The organism is Haloarcula hispanica ATCC 33960 (genome assembly GCF_000223905.1).
GTDB lineage: Archaea > Halobacteriota > Halobacteria > Halobacteriales > Haloarculaceae > Haloarcula > Haloarcula hispanica.
Window position 1 is genome coordinate 679,435 of sequence record NC_015948.1, and the last position, 12,936, is coordinate 692,370.

The window sequence follows — 12,936 nt, forward strand, 5'->3', positions numbered from 1 at the left end:
TCACTCGCCTCGCCGCTGGCGGGGCCTACCGGACCACGGACATCGCAATTGCGCCACCGCCACCGACGCTCACTCGCTTCGATGGCGGCGGTTCATTAGCGAACCACAGACATCGCAATTGCGCCACCGCCACCGACGCTCATCCCCACGATACCGCGGTGATGATCCGCTCGCTCCATCGCGTACAGCATCGTGGTCGTGAGGATACCGCCGCTGGCTCCGATAGGATGCCCGAGCGCCACCGCGCCGCCGAGGGGGTTGTGCTTCTCGGCGGGGATGTCGAGTTCGTCGGCGACGTACACCATCTGCGCGGCGAAGGCCTCGTTGAGTTCGAAGTGGTCCACGTCGGCGACGGAGAGGTCGTTGCGCTCAAGCAGTTTAGCGACGACGTCCCGAACCGCGATGGAGAACTCCGACGGGTCGCGGTAGGCGACGGCGTAGTCCTCGACGTGAGCCATCGGTCCCAGCCCCTCGCGCTCTACCGTCTCGGCGTCGGCCAGCACCACCGCTCCCGCCCCATCGGAGAGTTTCGAAGCGTTGCCGGCGGTGATCGTACCGCCGTCTGCAAACGCCGGTGGGAGCGCCGCCAGCTGGTCTACCGTCGTGTCCGGCCGCGGTCCCTCGTCCTCCGTCACGAGGCCGTCAGCCGTTTCCACCGGAACGAGTTCCTCAGTGAACTTCCCGGACTGGATGGCCTCGCCGGCCCGGTGGTTGCTCCGCCGAGCGTACTCGTCCTGGGCCTCGCGGCTGATGTCGTGCTCTGTGGCGAGTTCCTCCGTCAGCGTGCCCATGTGCGCGTCGTAGTGCTTGTCCCACAGCGAGTCCCAGATCATCGCGTCGACAAGTTCGCTGTTCCCGTGTCGGCGGCCGCCGCGCATGTCCGGTACGAGATACGGCGCGTTCGACATCGACTCCATGCCGCCGGCGAGACACACCGATGCCCGACCGGCCTCGATGCGGTCGGCGGCGGTCATAATCGCCCGCAGTCCCGACCCCGAGGCCTCGTTCAGCGTCGTCGCGGCGACGCTGTCTGGAAGCGGTGACTCGACGACGACCTGTCGGGCCGGCACCTGGCCGACGCCCGCCTGTACCGCGTTTCCGAGGCCGACCCAGTCGACACTGTCTTCGTCGACGCCGGTTCGGTCGAGCAGTCCCTCGACGGCTGCAGTACCGAGCTCTATCGCGCTTCGCTCTGCGAGCCCTCCCAGCAGTTCACCGTGTGCGGTGCGTGCGCCGTCTACCAGAACCACATCCGTCATACGGCCTACATGAACCTGAGCCTACAATACTGTTCGCCCGACGATGGACGGCGTCTTACAGCGGGAGCAAGGCGAAAGCCCACCCCTTCAGGGGTGTGGATGAAGCCGACAACCCGGCAGCTTCGCCTGTAGCCTCACTCAGCCGGAGTTTTATAACCGGTGACACCGTATGCATGACCATACCGAGGCGGATCAGCCGCCCAGATAAACGGATAATATCGGGATTCGGGCCACGCTACGTCCAAAAGAATCCCTTTCGGGCCGCTGGCTGTGGATTCCGACACACGGTAACTCTGAATCCCCATACCGGGGATAGGAGTAACGGCGGCTTGGCCCCGCCAGGAGTCCGGTCATGCCGACCTGGCTACAAACCTGAAACTCCCAACCTAGCGGTGCGGTGCCGCGGGAATCCCGCGCCTTCAGGCGTGGGAGGAGGTCAATCCTCGGTTGCCGTCCGCAGTTCCTCGATAGCCGTCTCCAGTCGCCGGAGCGTCGCATCAGCGTCGGTGTAGCCTTGCTCGTACTCGCCGTAGGCGTCGTCGGCCTCGTTCAGGAACGCTTCGACGGCGTCGTGCATCTCGTGGTCGCTCATGGCTGTCCCGACGGTAGCCGACCGGAAAAGTCCCGCTACTTGCTGGTTACTGCGTCACATCGTAGTCGACGCTCGCGTCGCGGAGGGCGTCGGTCACACGACCGACGGTGTCCTGTGTCGCGACGACGACGGCATCGAGTCCCCGAGATGCGGCGTCGGCGGCCACCTCGCCCGCCGCGAAGTGCGTCGTCGGTTCGATGTCGGCATCGCGGAGCGCGACGACGGCCTCGACACCCGCGGCGGTGACGATGGGGGCGTCCGCACAGGCCGCGGCGATGTCGTCGACGTTCTCGACCGGCCCCGACCGGACCGGCGGGACCTGTATCACGCTGACGTGGCCGGGGTTGAGGTCGATGACGCCCTCGAAGCCCGTGACGCCGACGACCTCGCCTTCCGCGGCGCTGGTCGTGGTCACGCCCGTCGCGTCGCCGCCGCCGGGATCGGCGTGTAACAGGCCGTCCGACAGCGAGAGCGTCACCGTCTCGCCTTCCGCCAGGTCCGCCGTGGCGATGGCGGCGTCCTCCTGTACGCTACCGAGCACGTCGTCGGTGACGTGGTCGGCGAACCGGCGCACGTCGGTCGCGGACTGGAACACCCAGTCGACGCCCTCCTTCGTGACGCGGTAGCGCGACCGCCCTTCCTTCTCGACGAGGCCGTCGTCGACGAGTTCACGGATGTACTCGCTGACGGCCTGGCTCGTCACACCGACAGCGTCGGCGATTTCGCCCTGACTCACTGCGGGCTGGCGCTCGGCGATCTCCACGAGGACCCGAAACCGCGTCGCGGCCCGCTTGTTCTCCAGGACGTCGACCATACAGGAGTCACGGGAGTCGCAGGTAAAAATACCACCGACACTGTCAGGCCGAGACATTCGGCCACGGTCTGGCCGCCTGCGATGGGGCCCGTCGCCGTGACCGACAATATAACCGTCACCAGGGCCGACTGGACGGCGATGACAGCCAGCTACGACGACCGGGCGCTCCTGCTCTGGGAGACGCTCGTCGTCGCGGACCTCCACGTCGGCCGGGGCACCGGCGGGAACCTCGAACTCCCGGTCGGGTCCGGTTCGGACATGGTCCAGCGGTTCCAGTCGCTCGTCGAGCGCCATGACCCAGCGGAGGTCATTATCGCCGGCGACCTCCTCCACTCGTTCCAGACGGTTCCCCGGTCGGTCGAAAGTACCGTGGCAGGGCTCAAAAGCGCCTGTCAGGCGGCCGGGGCTCGCCTGCTTGTGACGCCGGGTAACCACGACACGATGCTCGACAGCGTGTGGGACGGCCCGACCGAAACGACGTATCGCGTCGGCGAAACCGTCGTCTGTCACGGCCACGAGGCACCCGACGTTGATGCCGAGCGCTACGTCGTTGGACACGACCATCCGACGATCAGCATCGAGGGTCAGCGCCAACCCTGCTATCTCGTCGGGAGCGGCCAGTACCGCGGCAGCGACGTGGTGATGCTCCCGTCGTTCAACAGGCTGAACGCCGGCGTGGAGGTCAACGAGATGCGGGCCAGCGACTTTCAGTCCCCGCTCGTTACTGATGCCGACCGATTAGAGCCGGTAGTCTGGGACGAGAGCGGGCGGGAGACCCTGTCGTTCCCGCCGCTGGGTGAGTTCCGTCGAATGTTATAACGGTAAATATTTGAGCTACGACGGTGGACGCTGGAACATGGTTCAGACAGAAATCGCGCTGGGTCTCATCGCGATTACGCTGCTTTCGCTACTGCTGCTGTACTTCGCGACGATAAAGTACGTCTCGGAAGTCCTCGAAGGGGAGGGACACGACCACGAGGGAAACACGAATAGCGGCGGTCCGGCCGCATAGGCCGCCGTTTCCTTCCTGAAGTCGTATCGGCGTTTTCCTTATCGAAGCAGATCAGCGGCGACCTTGCCGCTTTCCAGCGCGCCCTGTATCGACGACCAGCGGGTGTAGTCGCCGGCCAGCACCGCGTTTCCGTCCGGCGCTGTCGGGTCCGGGAGCGACTCCCGGTACCCCGGCGGCTGGGCGAACTGTGCGAACGGGACGCGGTCGGTCCGGAGCAGTTCCAGCGCCTCGAAGGTCGCGTTCGGGTACCACGACTGAAGCGCGTCACGGACCTCGGCGGCCAGCTGCTCGTCGCCCGCTTCGGGCGTCCCGAGGAACGTGGCGCTGTACAACTCCATCCCAGCGGGCGCGTACTCGCTGGCGACGGCCGACAGCGGCGCGACGGTGTTCGGTCGGTCGTCCGCCGCGTTGAGGATGATGCGCTGTCCGGTCGTCGGCGCGCGGTTTGTCGGGAGCGCGAAGTACTGGGTGACACAGCCGACGGGCTCGGTCGGGATGGCGTCGATGTCCGTCAACTCCGCCGCGGTCTGCGGGTCCGTCGCGACGACGGCGCTCTCGGCTGACACCGTCTCGTTGCCCACTTCGGCAGTGACCTCGCCTTCGTGGGTTTCCAGGTCCGTCACGGCCGCGTCGGTTTCGATGGTCGCGCCCGCCGAGCGAGCGCGGTCGGCGAGCTGTCGCGGCATCGCCTGCATCCCGTCGGCGGGGACGAATATCTCGCCCTCGCTCAGCATCTTGTAGGTGTACTCGAAGATGCTGCTGTCGGTTCCGAGCGAGCGGTCGAGCGTGATGCCACCGTAGAACGGCGCGGCGAACCGCTCGACGAACCGCTGTGAGAAGCCGTAGTCGGCGAGGTACTCCCGGATGGTCCGCCCGTCACGGGAGAGCAGTTCGACGGGCTCGACGTTGGCCAGCTCGCGCTGGAGCCGGAACAGCCGGAGCTTGTCGGCCGTGCGAACGTCGGTGTTGAGTAGCGTCTGTGGCGCAGCCGAGGGGTTCCGCAGGGGGTCCGACAGCACCGAACGGTGGTTCGGGCTGGCGATTGTCGCCCCCGGCGTGAACGTCCGCGGCGACAGCGCCTCGATGTCGAGTTCGCGCTTCGCCGCGGGGTAGGCGGTGAACATGACCTGAAACCCGCGGTCGAACGTGTAGCCGTCTTCGTGGGCCGTCCGGACGCGACCGCCCACGTCCGAGCGCTGCTCGAAGACTGTCACGTCTCGGCCCGACTCGGCCAGGTGCCGGGCGGCGACCAGTCCGGCGAGCCCGCCCCCAGCGACGACGACATCTGTCATACCTCCCAGTTCGGCCGCCCGGGACAAGAGCGTGCTGAAGCGGGACCGGACCACACTTGGTTGTCCCGTCCACAGAGAGAACCATGGAGACGACTGCGGCGTTTCGCGGCCTTATCTGCACGGCGTGTGGCGAGGAAACCGACAGCACGAGCGACCGCTGTCCCGACTGCGGCGGCGTTCTCGTCGGCGACTACGGCGTTCCGGACCTGACGCCTGCGGACCTGCCAGACACGACCGGACCCGGCCGCTACGATCCGCTGCGGCCGTTCCCGCAAGACGCGACCGTGATGCTCGGCGAGGGGGCGACGCCGCTGGTCCCGGTTCCGGATCTGGCAGAGGAACTCGGCGTCGACTCGGTGTACGTCAAAGACGAGGGGCGCAATCCGACGGCCTCATTGGGCGACCGCAAGCTCTCGCTCTCAGTCACTGCCGCAGCGCAGCGCGGGGCCGAGCGCGTCGTGACGCCGTCGACCGGCAACGGCGCGCAGGCCAACGCCGCCTACGCGGCCCGCGCGGGAATCGAATCGAAGGGGTTTGTCCCCTCGCGGTGTCCGTTCCTCAACAAGGCGATGGTGAACGTCCACGGCGGCGACATGCGCGTCGTCGAGGGCCGGTACGACGACGCCGTCTCGGCTTTCGACGAGGAACTGGCCGAGGCGTCTGACGGCTGGGTTACGGTCGCGCCCGGCCACCCCTTCCGAATCGAGGGAGCCAAATCCGTCGCGTTCGAGGTGATCGACGACCTCGAATGGACGGCCCCAGACGCGGTTGTCCACCCCACCGGCCACGGTGAGACCCTCGTCGGTCTCGAACGCGGCTTCCGGGCAGCGACCGACAGCGGGCTCACGGACTCAGTGCCACGAACCTACGCCGCACAGCCGGACTCGACGGCCGCCATCGCCGACGCCGCACGCGAGGGGGCGAGCGAACCGGCCACCATCGAGCACCCCGACACTATCGTCGGCCCGCTGGAGGTGCCCGACCCCGCCGCCGGCGCAGCGGCGCTGGACTCGCTCGACCGCTCGGGCGGCGACGGCGTCGCCGTCTCGGACAAGGACATCCTGGCCGGTGCCGTCGATGGCTGCGAGATGGGACCGGAGACCGGCGCGACCGGGGGGACGGCAATCGCCGGCGCGAGAGCGTTGGCTGACGAGGGAGCTTTCGACGATGACGACGTCGTCGTCCTCGTGAACCCCGTCGCCGGAAGCAAGGAGGCAGACCTGCTGCGCAGTCACCTCATGAGCCAGGGTATCTGAGGGCGCGGTCGGCCGGAACGCTGGCCGTCGTGGCACACCACCGCATACTTCGGTGTTGTTTAGCCCGTCGTGGCACTACCCAGACCCGATGCGCGTCGCAGCGTTCAGCGAACTCACTGGCCCGGACGGCGTCTCGATTGTGAACCAACCGACTCCCGAACCCGACCGTGGCGAGGCGGTGGTCTCCGTCGAAGCGTGTGCCATCAACCGCCACGACCTCTGGGTTCTGGAAGGGGATTCTGCGATGGTCGACACCGACGACTTGCCGTTCGTCAGCGGACTCGACGTTGCCGGAACCGTCGACGCCGTGGGCGAGGGCGTTACCGCTCTCGAACCCGGTGACCGAGTGGTACTCTGTCCGAACGAGACCTGCGGGACGTGTCGCTACTGCCGCGAGGGGCCGGAGAACCTCTGTGAGAACTTCTCGCTGTACCACGGTGGCCTCGCCGAGGCGGCCCGCGTCCAGGCCGACCGCCTCGTCAGGCTCCCCGACGGCGTGGGAACGGTCGACGCGGCCGCGCTTCCGACGGCCTATATGACTGCCTTCCATATGCTCCGCCGGATTGAGGCCGGACCGGAGGATCTGGTGTTCATCCCGGGCGTGACCGGCGGTGTCGGCGTCGCAGGCGTGCAACTCGCGTCCGTCCTCGGTGCTCACAGCGTCGGGACCTCGTCCTCACAGGCGAAACTGAACCGGGTCGAATCGCTCGGCCTGGACTACGCCATCGAGAGCACCGACCCGGACGAGATTCGAGCGGCGGTCACCGACATCGGAACCGTCGACGGCGTGCTCAATCACCTCGGTGGCGAGTACACGCAGCTCGGTCTTGACGTTCTCCAACGTGGCGGCAGCATGGCCGTGTGTGGACGGACGGCCGGTGGCACATCCGAGATCGATATTCCCGACCTGTTCCTCGGCCACAAACGTATCATCGGGAGTACGATGGGGACCCAGGGCGACCTGGAGCGACTCGTCGGCCTCGTCGCCGACGGCGAGCTCACCCCGGAAATTGATGCAACGTACCCGCTCGAAGAGACCGGTGCGGCGTTTGCGGCGATGCAGGACCGCGATGGCGTCGGGAAGCTCGTCGTGACGCCGTAGTCACCCCAGCGACCCGGGACGGTGTTTCTCCGGACCGATTCCGGTGGAAACGGGGCAAATGTGTGGCCGTCAGTTCATCTCTCAGTCTCCGCCGATCACCGAGCGACGATGACTGGAACGGGTGAGTTACGGAACACTTTCTGGGCGACGTTCCCGACGACCAGTCGATCGGCCAACGCGCCGCCGTGACTTCCGAGTACGACCGCATCGAAATCGTCGGCTCTATTCAGAATCGCCCGAGCCGGATGTCCCAGTTGTACCTCGGTGGTGATTTCGACATCGTACTCGGCAGCGATCTCCCGAGCGTCGTCGAATACCGCCTCCGAACGCTCCTCCGCGGCCGCTTCGATGTCGTCCGAAAGAGCCAGTGCCGTGGCCGCTCCCCCCAACGGTGACGGTCCGCCCACGACGTGTAAGACAGTAATCTCCGCCCCAGGGTGGTTCTCAAGGGCGTACTCGAGCGCCCGCTGGGCCATCTCCGAGTCGTCCATCGGAACGAGAATCTGTGAGATCATATCCCGACTACGATCAGGTGGCTGATAAAACGGTGGTGCGCTTGTCTCATACTGTTGGCTGTAACTATTTCAAGATATTCGCCACCCTGAGGTGGCGAAATTCTTCACAGATGTACAGCCGACAGTATCAGGATAAGCGACGTATTACTACTGTGGTGATCTTCTATCTCGCTACGGCTTTTGTCGGGTACTGTGTCGGTTGAACGAGGCGTGCGAGATGCAGCACGCGTACGCGGCATAAGATGATTCTCGAATGGACGACGCTACTTCGTGGTGAGAATCGAACGTAGTGTTAAATCAATAGCCTGTCAAACTGTGTCCATGAGCCGAACGATCGACTCGATTCTCGTGCCGACCGACGGCAGTGACGGCGCACGGATCGGTGCCCGGCGAGGTATCGATCTCGCTGCCACAATCGGTGCCGACCTCCACGTACTGTCAGCGGTTGACTCCCGTGACATCGAACCGGATCTGAATTCTGACGGGCAGACTGACCGGGAGCGTCTCCTCGAAGCGGAGGCAGAACGAGCGGTGGATTCCATCGCCAGACTCGCCCGGGCACATCTCTCTGGGCACATCACGACCGCTGTCGAGTCGGGCATCCCGTTTCAAGTGATCAACGACTACGTCGATACCCACGATATTGATCTCATCGTTATGGGGACACAGGGACGGACAGGGTTCGAACGGGTTGTCCTCGGGAGTGTCGCAGAAAAGACGCTCCGGACCGCAGATGTCCCGATTGTCACGGTAACGCCGGACGGGGACATCGTCGAAATCGGCGACCAGCGGTACGACAACGTTCTGCTCCCGACTGACGGCAGCGAGGGCGCAGAACTCGCGATCGAGTGGGGAATCACGCTAGCTGAGGTGTTTGACGCAACGATACACACGATGTATTCCGTCGATACGAGTCGCTTCGGCGGCGTTGAGGGGGCAGCCGAGATTCACGACGCGCTTGAGCAGACCGGCCAGGAGGCACTCGAGACGGTCCATGAGCGTGCCAGAGATGCAGGCGTCAGTGTCGCGGGTAATATCGCAAGCGGCCCGGCTGCACGCGCTATCCTCTCCTACAGCGAGGAACACGATATCGACCTCATCGCGATGGGAACACACGGTCGATCCGGCCTCACGCGATATCTGACCGGAAGCGTCACTGAGACGGTTGTCCGTAATGCGGCTGTACCGGTCTGTTGTGTCCCGATGCAGTGACAGGTGTTCAGTCTCTCCCTACGATGCGCGCTGTCTCGACGCACCAGACGCGTGCTGTTTTGCAGTGGTGTACGCTTCCCGGACACGCTTGAACTCGTCCTCGTTGCCACCGTGGTCCGGGTGGACCTCCTTGACGCGCTCGCGGTAGGCCGATTTCACGTCGTCCAGCGACGCGCTCTGGGTCAGGCCCAGTTCGCTGAACGCCTGCACTGTCGGGTGTGGTTCCTCCTCAGGGTCCGGACCGAGGTTGACTTCGGGCGTCTCGAAGGGCAGGCGCGCGCCGAGGTAGACGCCGGGCATCTCGTGTTCGACCAGTACGGGAACAGTCGGCGACCGTTCGATGCGGTAGTACGCCCGGGCGTCGAACGTGATCGCCACGTCCCGTTTCGGCAGGTAGAAGGCGACGTGTTGCCCCTCGACGAAGTGGTTCTCGGCGAACTGCTCGTCGATGGCGGTGAGGTACTCCCGCAGCTCCGCCCGGCGTCGCATCTCTCCGCCGTCGGTCGCCTGCCGGTTCGGCCGCTCGGCCGGAAACACGCGGTTGGCGAGGACGAACAGCCCGGCGACGACGAGGGTTCCGGCGACACCGAGGACGAGCCCGAGGAGCAGCCACTCCGGTAGGACGCCCGGTTCTGTCTGCACGCCCCTCCGTTAGGCTCCAGTGGTAAAGAAATTCCCGCTCTCCGGTAGCAACGACTCCGAGGTCACCAATACCGAGCCACGGGAACGGCAATCCGGCTCAGCCGATATACCTGAGGTCCTCGTCGGCGGGCGACGGGGAGTTCTGCTGTTCCATCTCCTGAATTTTCCGGACGACCTCCTCCATCTCGTCGGCGCGGTCCTCAAGCGAACTGTAGTCGACCTCGAACCCGATGACGTCCTGAAGGATTTCGAGGACGGCCTGCGCGCTCTTGGGATCGACCAGGTAGCCCGACGTTTCGCCCATGAGACAACTGGCCGGCACGTCGCGGCGCTTGCTCAGGCCCAGCAGCAGGCCGGAGACGCCGACGATACCGCCCGCTGGTTCGTCCTCGCGGAAGGCCACGCCAGCGTCCTCCAGCGTTTCCTTGAAGTCTTCGGTCGTCGTCGCGCCGAGTACGTCGTACTCCTCGATGAGTTCACCGGTCGGGACGCCGCCGAGGGCGAACACCCGCTGGACGCCGAACTCGTCGGCGATGTCGAGGAACGTGTCGGTCAGGCCGTAGTGGCCCTGGTTGTCCTGCGCCTGGTGGTCCCCGGAGAGCACGAGCAGGTCCTGGCCCTCCTCTGGCGTGACAGCGTGGAACTCGGCGCAGGCGAGTTGTGCCTGGCCGTCATCGATGCTGACCTGCGGTGGGAAATGCGTCGAGTAGACGCGGCGGACGAGCTCGCTTTCGAGCTCCTCCAGCAGGTGTTCTGCGGCGAGTTTGCCGACGTGGCCGACGCCGGGCAACCCCTCGACCAGTACCGGCTCGTCGAGGTCGGGGTCCGCTACGCGCTCGATGTCGAATTCGTCCATACGGCTTATTCGCGGCTGCGGCGCTTAAGAGAACGTCGATACTCGCCGTAGCTGTCTTCGGGCGAGAACGGCGCGGGTGCACTGTTGACCGCCTCGAGCCCGCACTCCGGACAGGTGTCGTCCAGCGTGTACACCGGCCGGTCGTGTTCGGATTCCCAGGCGGCACAGACGCGGATGTCCGATTTCATCGGTGGTGAATCACTGGAGCGACGATCGACTTACTCGTCGTCTTCGCTGCGCTCGCGGTGGAACTGCCCCGAACCACCGTGTTGCTCGACGACCTTCGCGGCGCGGTCCGCACTCTCTTCGAGCGCGTCCTCGGCGGTCTTGTAGTCGGGCGCTTGTACCTGAATGCGGTACTCGGGTGAGCCGACGTAGGTCACTTCGAGTTCGATCTCGTTGGGGACCTCACCGTTGCCCTCCGCAGCCTGGAGCGCTTCCTTGATGACGTCGACGCCGTCGCTTTCGGGACAGGACAGGTCGACGTAGCCGGTGACCTGCACGTACGGCACGGAGACGTTGTTCCGGGCCGTCTGGACGATAGCGTCGATCTCCTCCTCGGAGAGGTCGACGTCTTCGAGGGCGTCGTTGCCGTGGATCGCCGCCGACTCGAACCCGTCGTACATCGAGCCGAACTCCGCCAGCAGCTCGTTGGCGATAGCGGCGTAGGTCTCGTCGTCCAGGTCCTCGCCGAAGGCCAGTTCCATCCAGTTGTCGGCCTTCTGCTCGTTTTTCCACTCCTGAATCTTCTCTTTTCGCTGGTGGTCGTTGACGTCCTTGATCGAGAGGTCGATCTGCTGGGCGCTCTCGTCGACGTCAAGCACCTTGGCAACGACTGTCTGCCCTTCGTTGACGTGGTCGCGGACGTTCTTGATCCATCCGCTGGCGACCTCGGAGATGTGACAGAGGCCGCGCTTGCCCTCGTACTCGTCGAGGTCGACGAACACGCCGAAGTCCTCGATCTCGTCGATCTTGCCGACGACGAGTTCGCCCGGTTCGGGCCAGCCGCTGTATTTCATCCTATCGGGCCTCGACAACGGCGGTCACTTCGCCTTCGATGTCGGCCTTGCCGCCCGTCGGGCGGGCGATAGTGTGGCCACAGACGGCGCACGAAACTTCGCTCGCGGCCTTCTCGAAGAGGGTCTGTTCGTTCTCGCAGTCGGGGCATTCGACGGTGATGAAGCTTCCTGCCATCGTTACTCCTGGAACTCCAGTCGGCCAGCGCGCCATCCCTCGCGGAGGTGGGCCTTCCCACACTCGCCACAGCGGTACTTGAGGTCCGTCTTCTTGGTGGGCTTGTCGCCACCCGGGACCTTCGAGAACTTGCCGTCGTTCCCGATACCGGAGTTACGCTCGCGCTGGCGGTCGATCCACTTCATGCCGGTCTGACGGCCGCTACGGACTTTCTCGACCTCGTGTTCCTGGTGCTCGTTACAGTGCGGACAGTACGTATTGAATCGTCGTGGCATCTGCATAGATATCGGCCTTACCGAGCGATTTGACGTGGCCGCTTAAAACCCGTTTGGTTCGCACCTGTTGTGCGGCGCTCGATTCCCCGCTGCTGTGACTGAGTGACCGGCGCTACGACAGCTATCCCACACCGTTACCGGAACCGCGCGGAGGGACCGGTCGACTCGATTCGGACCGCGCCGAACACGTCTGACGTGTCTGCCCCGGCCACCAGTTCGAGATTCACCGCTTCGCCAGCAGAGAGCGACCCCAGCTTCATCGCCAGTTCCTCGTCGATGTAGTCCACGACCTCGTAGACTTCGTCGGCTTCGACGTCCCGGAGTTCCATCCGTCCGTCGTCGTCCATCGGGCTGACGACGACTGAGGCCCGCTCGCACGACCGCTGCTGTTGTTTCAACATACACGACTGTCGCTATTCCGGATATATAAATATCCGCTATCAGGATGTTTACCATCTAAACACTATCGGCAAGAGTATAAGGTCATTCTAGTCACAGGTAGTTCACCTGTCGCCCGCTGTCGGCTAGTGCGCTGTGTCGCAATCGGCTTCGAAGTCACTAAGTACGCTGTTGGCAAAGGAACGGGCATGAAGAAGCTCATTATCCACGGCGACCCGGGGCTGCGAAAGGGCGGCCGCATCGAGTACGAGGACGAGGAGTACGAGGTGTTCTCAGTTTCGCGGCAGGGCGACTGGCATGGCCCGGACCGACCACAGCTCTGGTGTACCATCGGCTCGGAGGACGAGGAAGAGACGTTCAAACGCCAGGAGTACATCCCGATGCATCTGGATACGGACGACATTGAGGCCGAAGCCGTTACCGTCCTCCGCGAGCGCGCGCCGCCGAACGCCGAGTCCTGACCGGCCCGACACTGCGCGCTGAGTAACTGCCGTTCGCCCGCAGCAATCCGCTCTC

18 protein-coding genes are annotated in these 12,936 nt (G+C 64.9%); 6 read left to right on the plus strand and 12 right to left on the minus strand.

Translation table 11 applies throughout. From position 1 onward, the window contains the following. Positions 1–95: 95 nt before the first annotated feature. The 3 genes from HAH_RS03490 to HAH_RS03495 all read right to left on the minus strand — a co-directional run bounded on the left by HAH_RS03490 (position 96) and on the right by HAH_RS03495 (position 2,665). Positions 96–1,259, minus strand: coding sequence for a thiolase family protein (locus HAH_RS03490; RefSeq protein WP_014039666.1), 1,164 nt, complete (start codon positions 1,257–1,259; stop codon positions 96–98). 436 nt (positions 1,260–1,695) lie between these two features. Beyond that, complete coding sequence (locus tag HAH_RS19850) at positions 1,696–1,851, minus strand: hypothetical protein (RefSeq protein ID WP_014039667.1); 156 nt, start codon at positions 1,849–1,851, stop codon at positions 1,696–1,698. Positions 1,852–1,897: 46 nt separating this feature from the next. Then, complete coding sequence (locus HAH_RS03495; protein WP_014039668.1) at positions 1,898–2,665, minus strand: DUF7839 domain-containing protein; 768 nt, start codon at positions 2,663–2,665, stop codon at positions 1,898–1,900. Positions 2,666–2,803: 138 nt separating this feature from the next. Between HAH_RS03495 and HAH_RS03500 the strand changes: the two genes are divergently transcribed. Together HAH_RS03500 and HAH_RS19855 are read left to right on the plus strand one after the other, a co-directional pair. Beyond that, positions 2,804–3,484: a metallophosphoesterase gene (locus HAH_RS03500; protein WP_044952159.1), complete on the plus strand. Its 681-nt coding sequence runs from the start codon at positions 2,804–2,806 to the stop codon at positions 3,482–3,484. A gap of 37 nt (positions 3,485–3,521) precedes the next feature. After that, positions 3,522–3,677, plus strand: a complete 156-nt coding sequence (locus HAH_RS19855) for a hypothetical protein (protein ID WP_008310556.1) — start codon at positions 3,522–3,524, stop codon at positions 3,675–3,677. A 38-nt stretch (positions 3,678–3,715) separates the two neighbouring features. Here HAH_RS19855 and HAH_RS03505 read toward each other — a convergent pair whose 3' ends face one another. Continuing rightward, the gene (locus HAH_RS03505) at positions 3,716–4,969 is read right to left on the minus strand and encodes an NAD(P)/FAD-dependent oxidoreductase (RefSeq protein WP_044952161.1); all 1,254 of its coding nucleotides are present in this window, start codon (positions 4,967–4,969) and stop codon (positions 3,716–3,718) included. Between the two features lie 83 nt (positions 4,970–5,052). Between HAH_RS03505 and HAH_RS03510 the strand changes: the two genes are divergently transcribed. Next, positions 5,053–6,225 carry a threonine synthase gene (locus HAH_RS03510; protein ID WP_014039671.1) on the plus strand — a complete coding sequence of 391 codons (1,173 nt, stop codon included), beginning with the start codon at positions 5,053–5,055 and terminating at the stop codon, positions 6,223–6,225. 88 nt (positions 6,226–6,313) lie between these two features. Further along, the gene (locus HAH_RS03515; protein WP_014039672.1) at positions 6,314–7,327 is read left to right on the plus strand and encodes an alcohol dehydrogenase catalytic domain-containing protein; all 1,014 of its coding nucleotides are present in this window, start codon (positions 6,314–6,316) and stop codon (positions 7,325–7,327) included. Positions 7,328–7,422: 95 nt separating this feature from the next. Here HAH_RS03515 and HAH_RS03520 read toward each other — a convergent pair whose 3' ends face one another. Next, positions 7,423–7,842 carry a universal stress protein gene (locus HAH_RS03520; RefSeq protein ID WP_014039673.1) on the minus strand — a complete coding sequence of 140 codons (420 nt, stop codon included), beginning with the start codon at positions 7,840–7,842 and terminating at the stop codon, positions 7,423–7,425. A gap of 321 nt (positions 7,843–8,163) precedes the next feature. Between HAH_RS03520 and HAH_RS03525 the strand changes: the two genes are divergently transcribed. Then, positions 8,164–9,054 (plus strand): universal stress protein, encoded by an 891-nt coding sequence (locus tag HAH_RS03525; protein ID WP_014039674.1) that lies wholly within the window; start codon positions 8,164–8,166, stop codon positions 9,052–9,054. A gap of 18 nt (positions 9,055–9,072) precedes the next feature. Here HAH_RS03525 and HAH_RS03530 read toward each other — a convergent pair whose 3' ends face one another. The 7 genes from HAH_RS03530 to HAH_RS03560 form a co-directional block, all read right to left on the minus strand. Continuing rightward, positions 9,073–9,696: a J domain-containing protein gene (locus HAH_RS03530; RefSeq protein ID WP_014039675.1), complete on the minus strand. Its 624-nt coding sequence runs from the start codon at positions 9,694–9,696 to the stop codon at positions 9,073–9,075. 97 nt (positions 9,697–9,793) lie between these two features. Beyond that, the gene (locus HAH_RS03535) at positions 9,794–10,552 is read right to left on the minus strand and encodes a proteasome assembly chaperone family protein (protein WP_014039676.1); all 759 of its coding nucleotides are present in this window, start codon (positions 10,550–10,552) and stop codon (positions 9,794–9,796) included. 5 nt (positions 10,553–10,557) lie between these two features. Then, the gene (locus HAH_RS03540; protein ID WP_014039677.1) at positions 10,558–10,740 is read right to left on the minus strand and encodes an RNA-protein complex protein Nop10; all 183 of its coding nucleotides are present in this window, start codon (positions 10,738–10,740) and stop codon (positions 10,558–10,560) included. A 30-nt stretch (positions 10,741–10,770) separates the two neighbouring features. Continuing rightward, positions 10,771–11,571, minus strand: coding sequence for a translation initiation factor IF-2 subunit alpha (locus tag HAH_RS03545; RefSeq protein ID WP_014039678.1), 801 nt, complete (start codon positions 11,569–11,571; stop codon positions 10,771–10,773). A 1-nt stretch (position 11,572) separates the two neighbouring features. Next, on the minus strand, positions 11,573–11,746 hold the full coding sequence (locus HAH_RS03550; RefSeq protein WP_004518703.1) for a 30S ribosomal protein S27e: 174 nt from the start codon (positions 11,744–11,746) through the stop codon (positions 11,573–11,575). Between the two features lie 2 nt (positions 11,747–11,748). Beyond that, positions 11,749–12,027, minus strand: coding sequence for a 50S ribosomal protein L44e (locus HAH_RS03555; protein ID WP_004593654.1), 279 nt, complete (start codon positions 12,025–12,027; stop codon positions 11,749–11,751). Positions 12,028–12,155: 128 nt separating this feature from the next. After that, positions 12,156–12,422: a hypothetical protein gene (locus HAH_RS03560; protein WP_008310538.1), complete on the minus strand. Its 267-nt coding sequence runs from the start codon at positions 12,420–12,422 to the stop codon at positions 12,156–12,158. A 186-nt stretch (positions 12,423–12,608) separates the two neighbouring features. On the opposite strand from HAH_RS03560, the gene HAH_RS03565 reads away from it, so the two are divergent. Next, on the plus strand, positions 12,609–12,881 hold the full coding sequence (locus tag HAH_RS03565; protein ID WP_004593652.1) for an HAH_0734 family protein: 273 nt from the start codon (positions 12,609–12,611) through the stop codon (positions 12,879–12,881). The last annotated feature ends 55 nt before the right edge of the window (positions 12,882–12,936 follow it).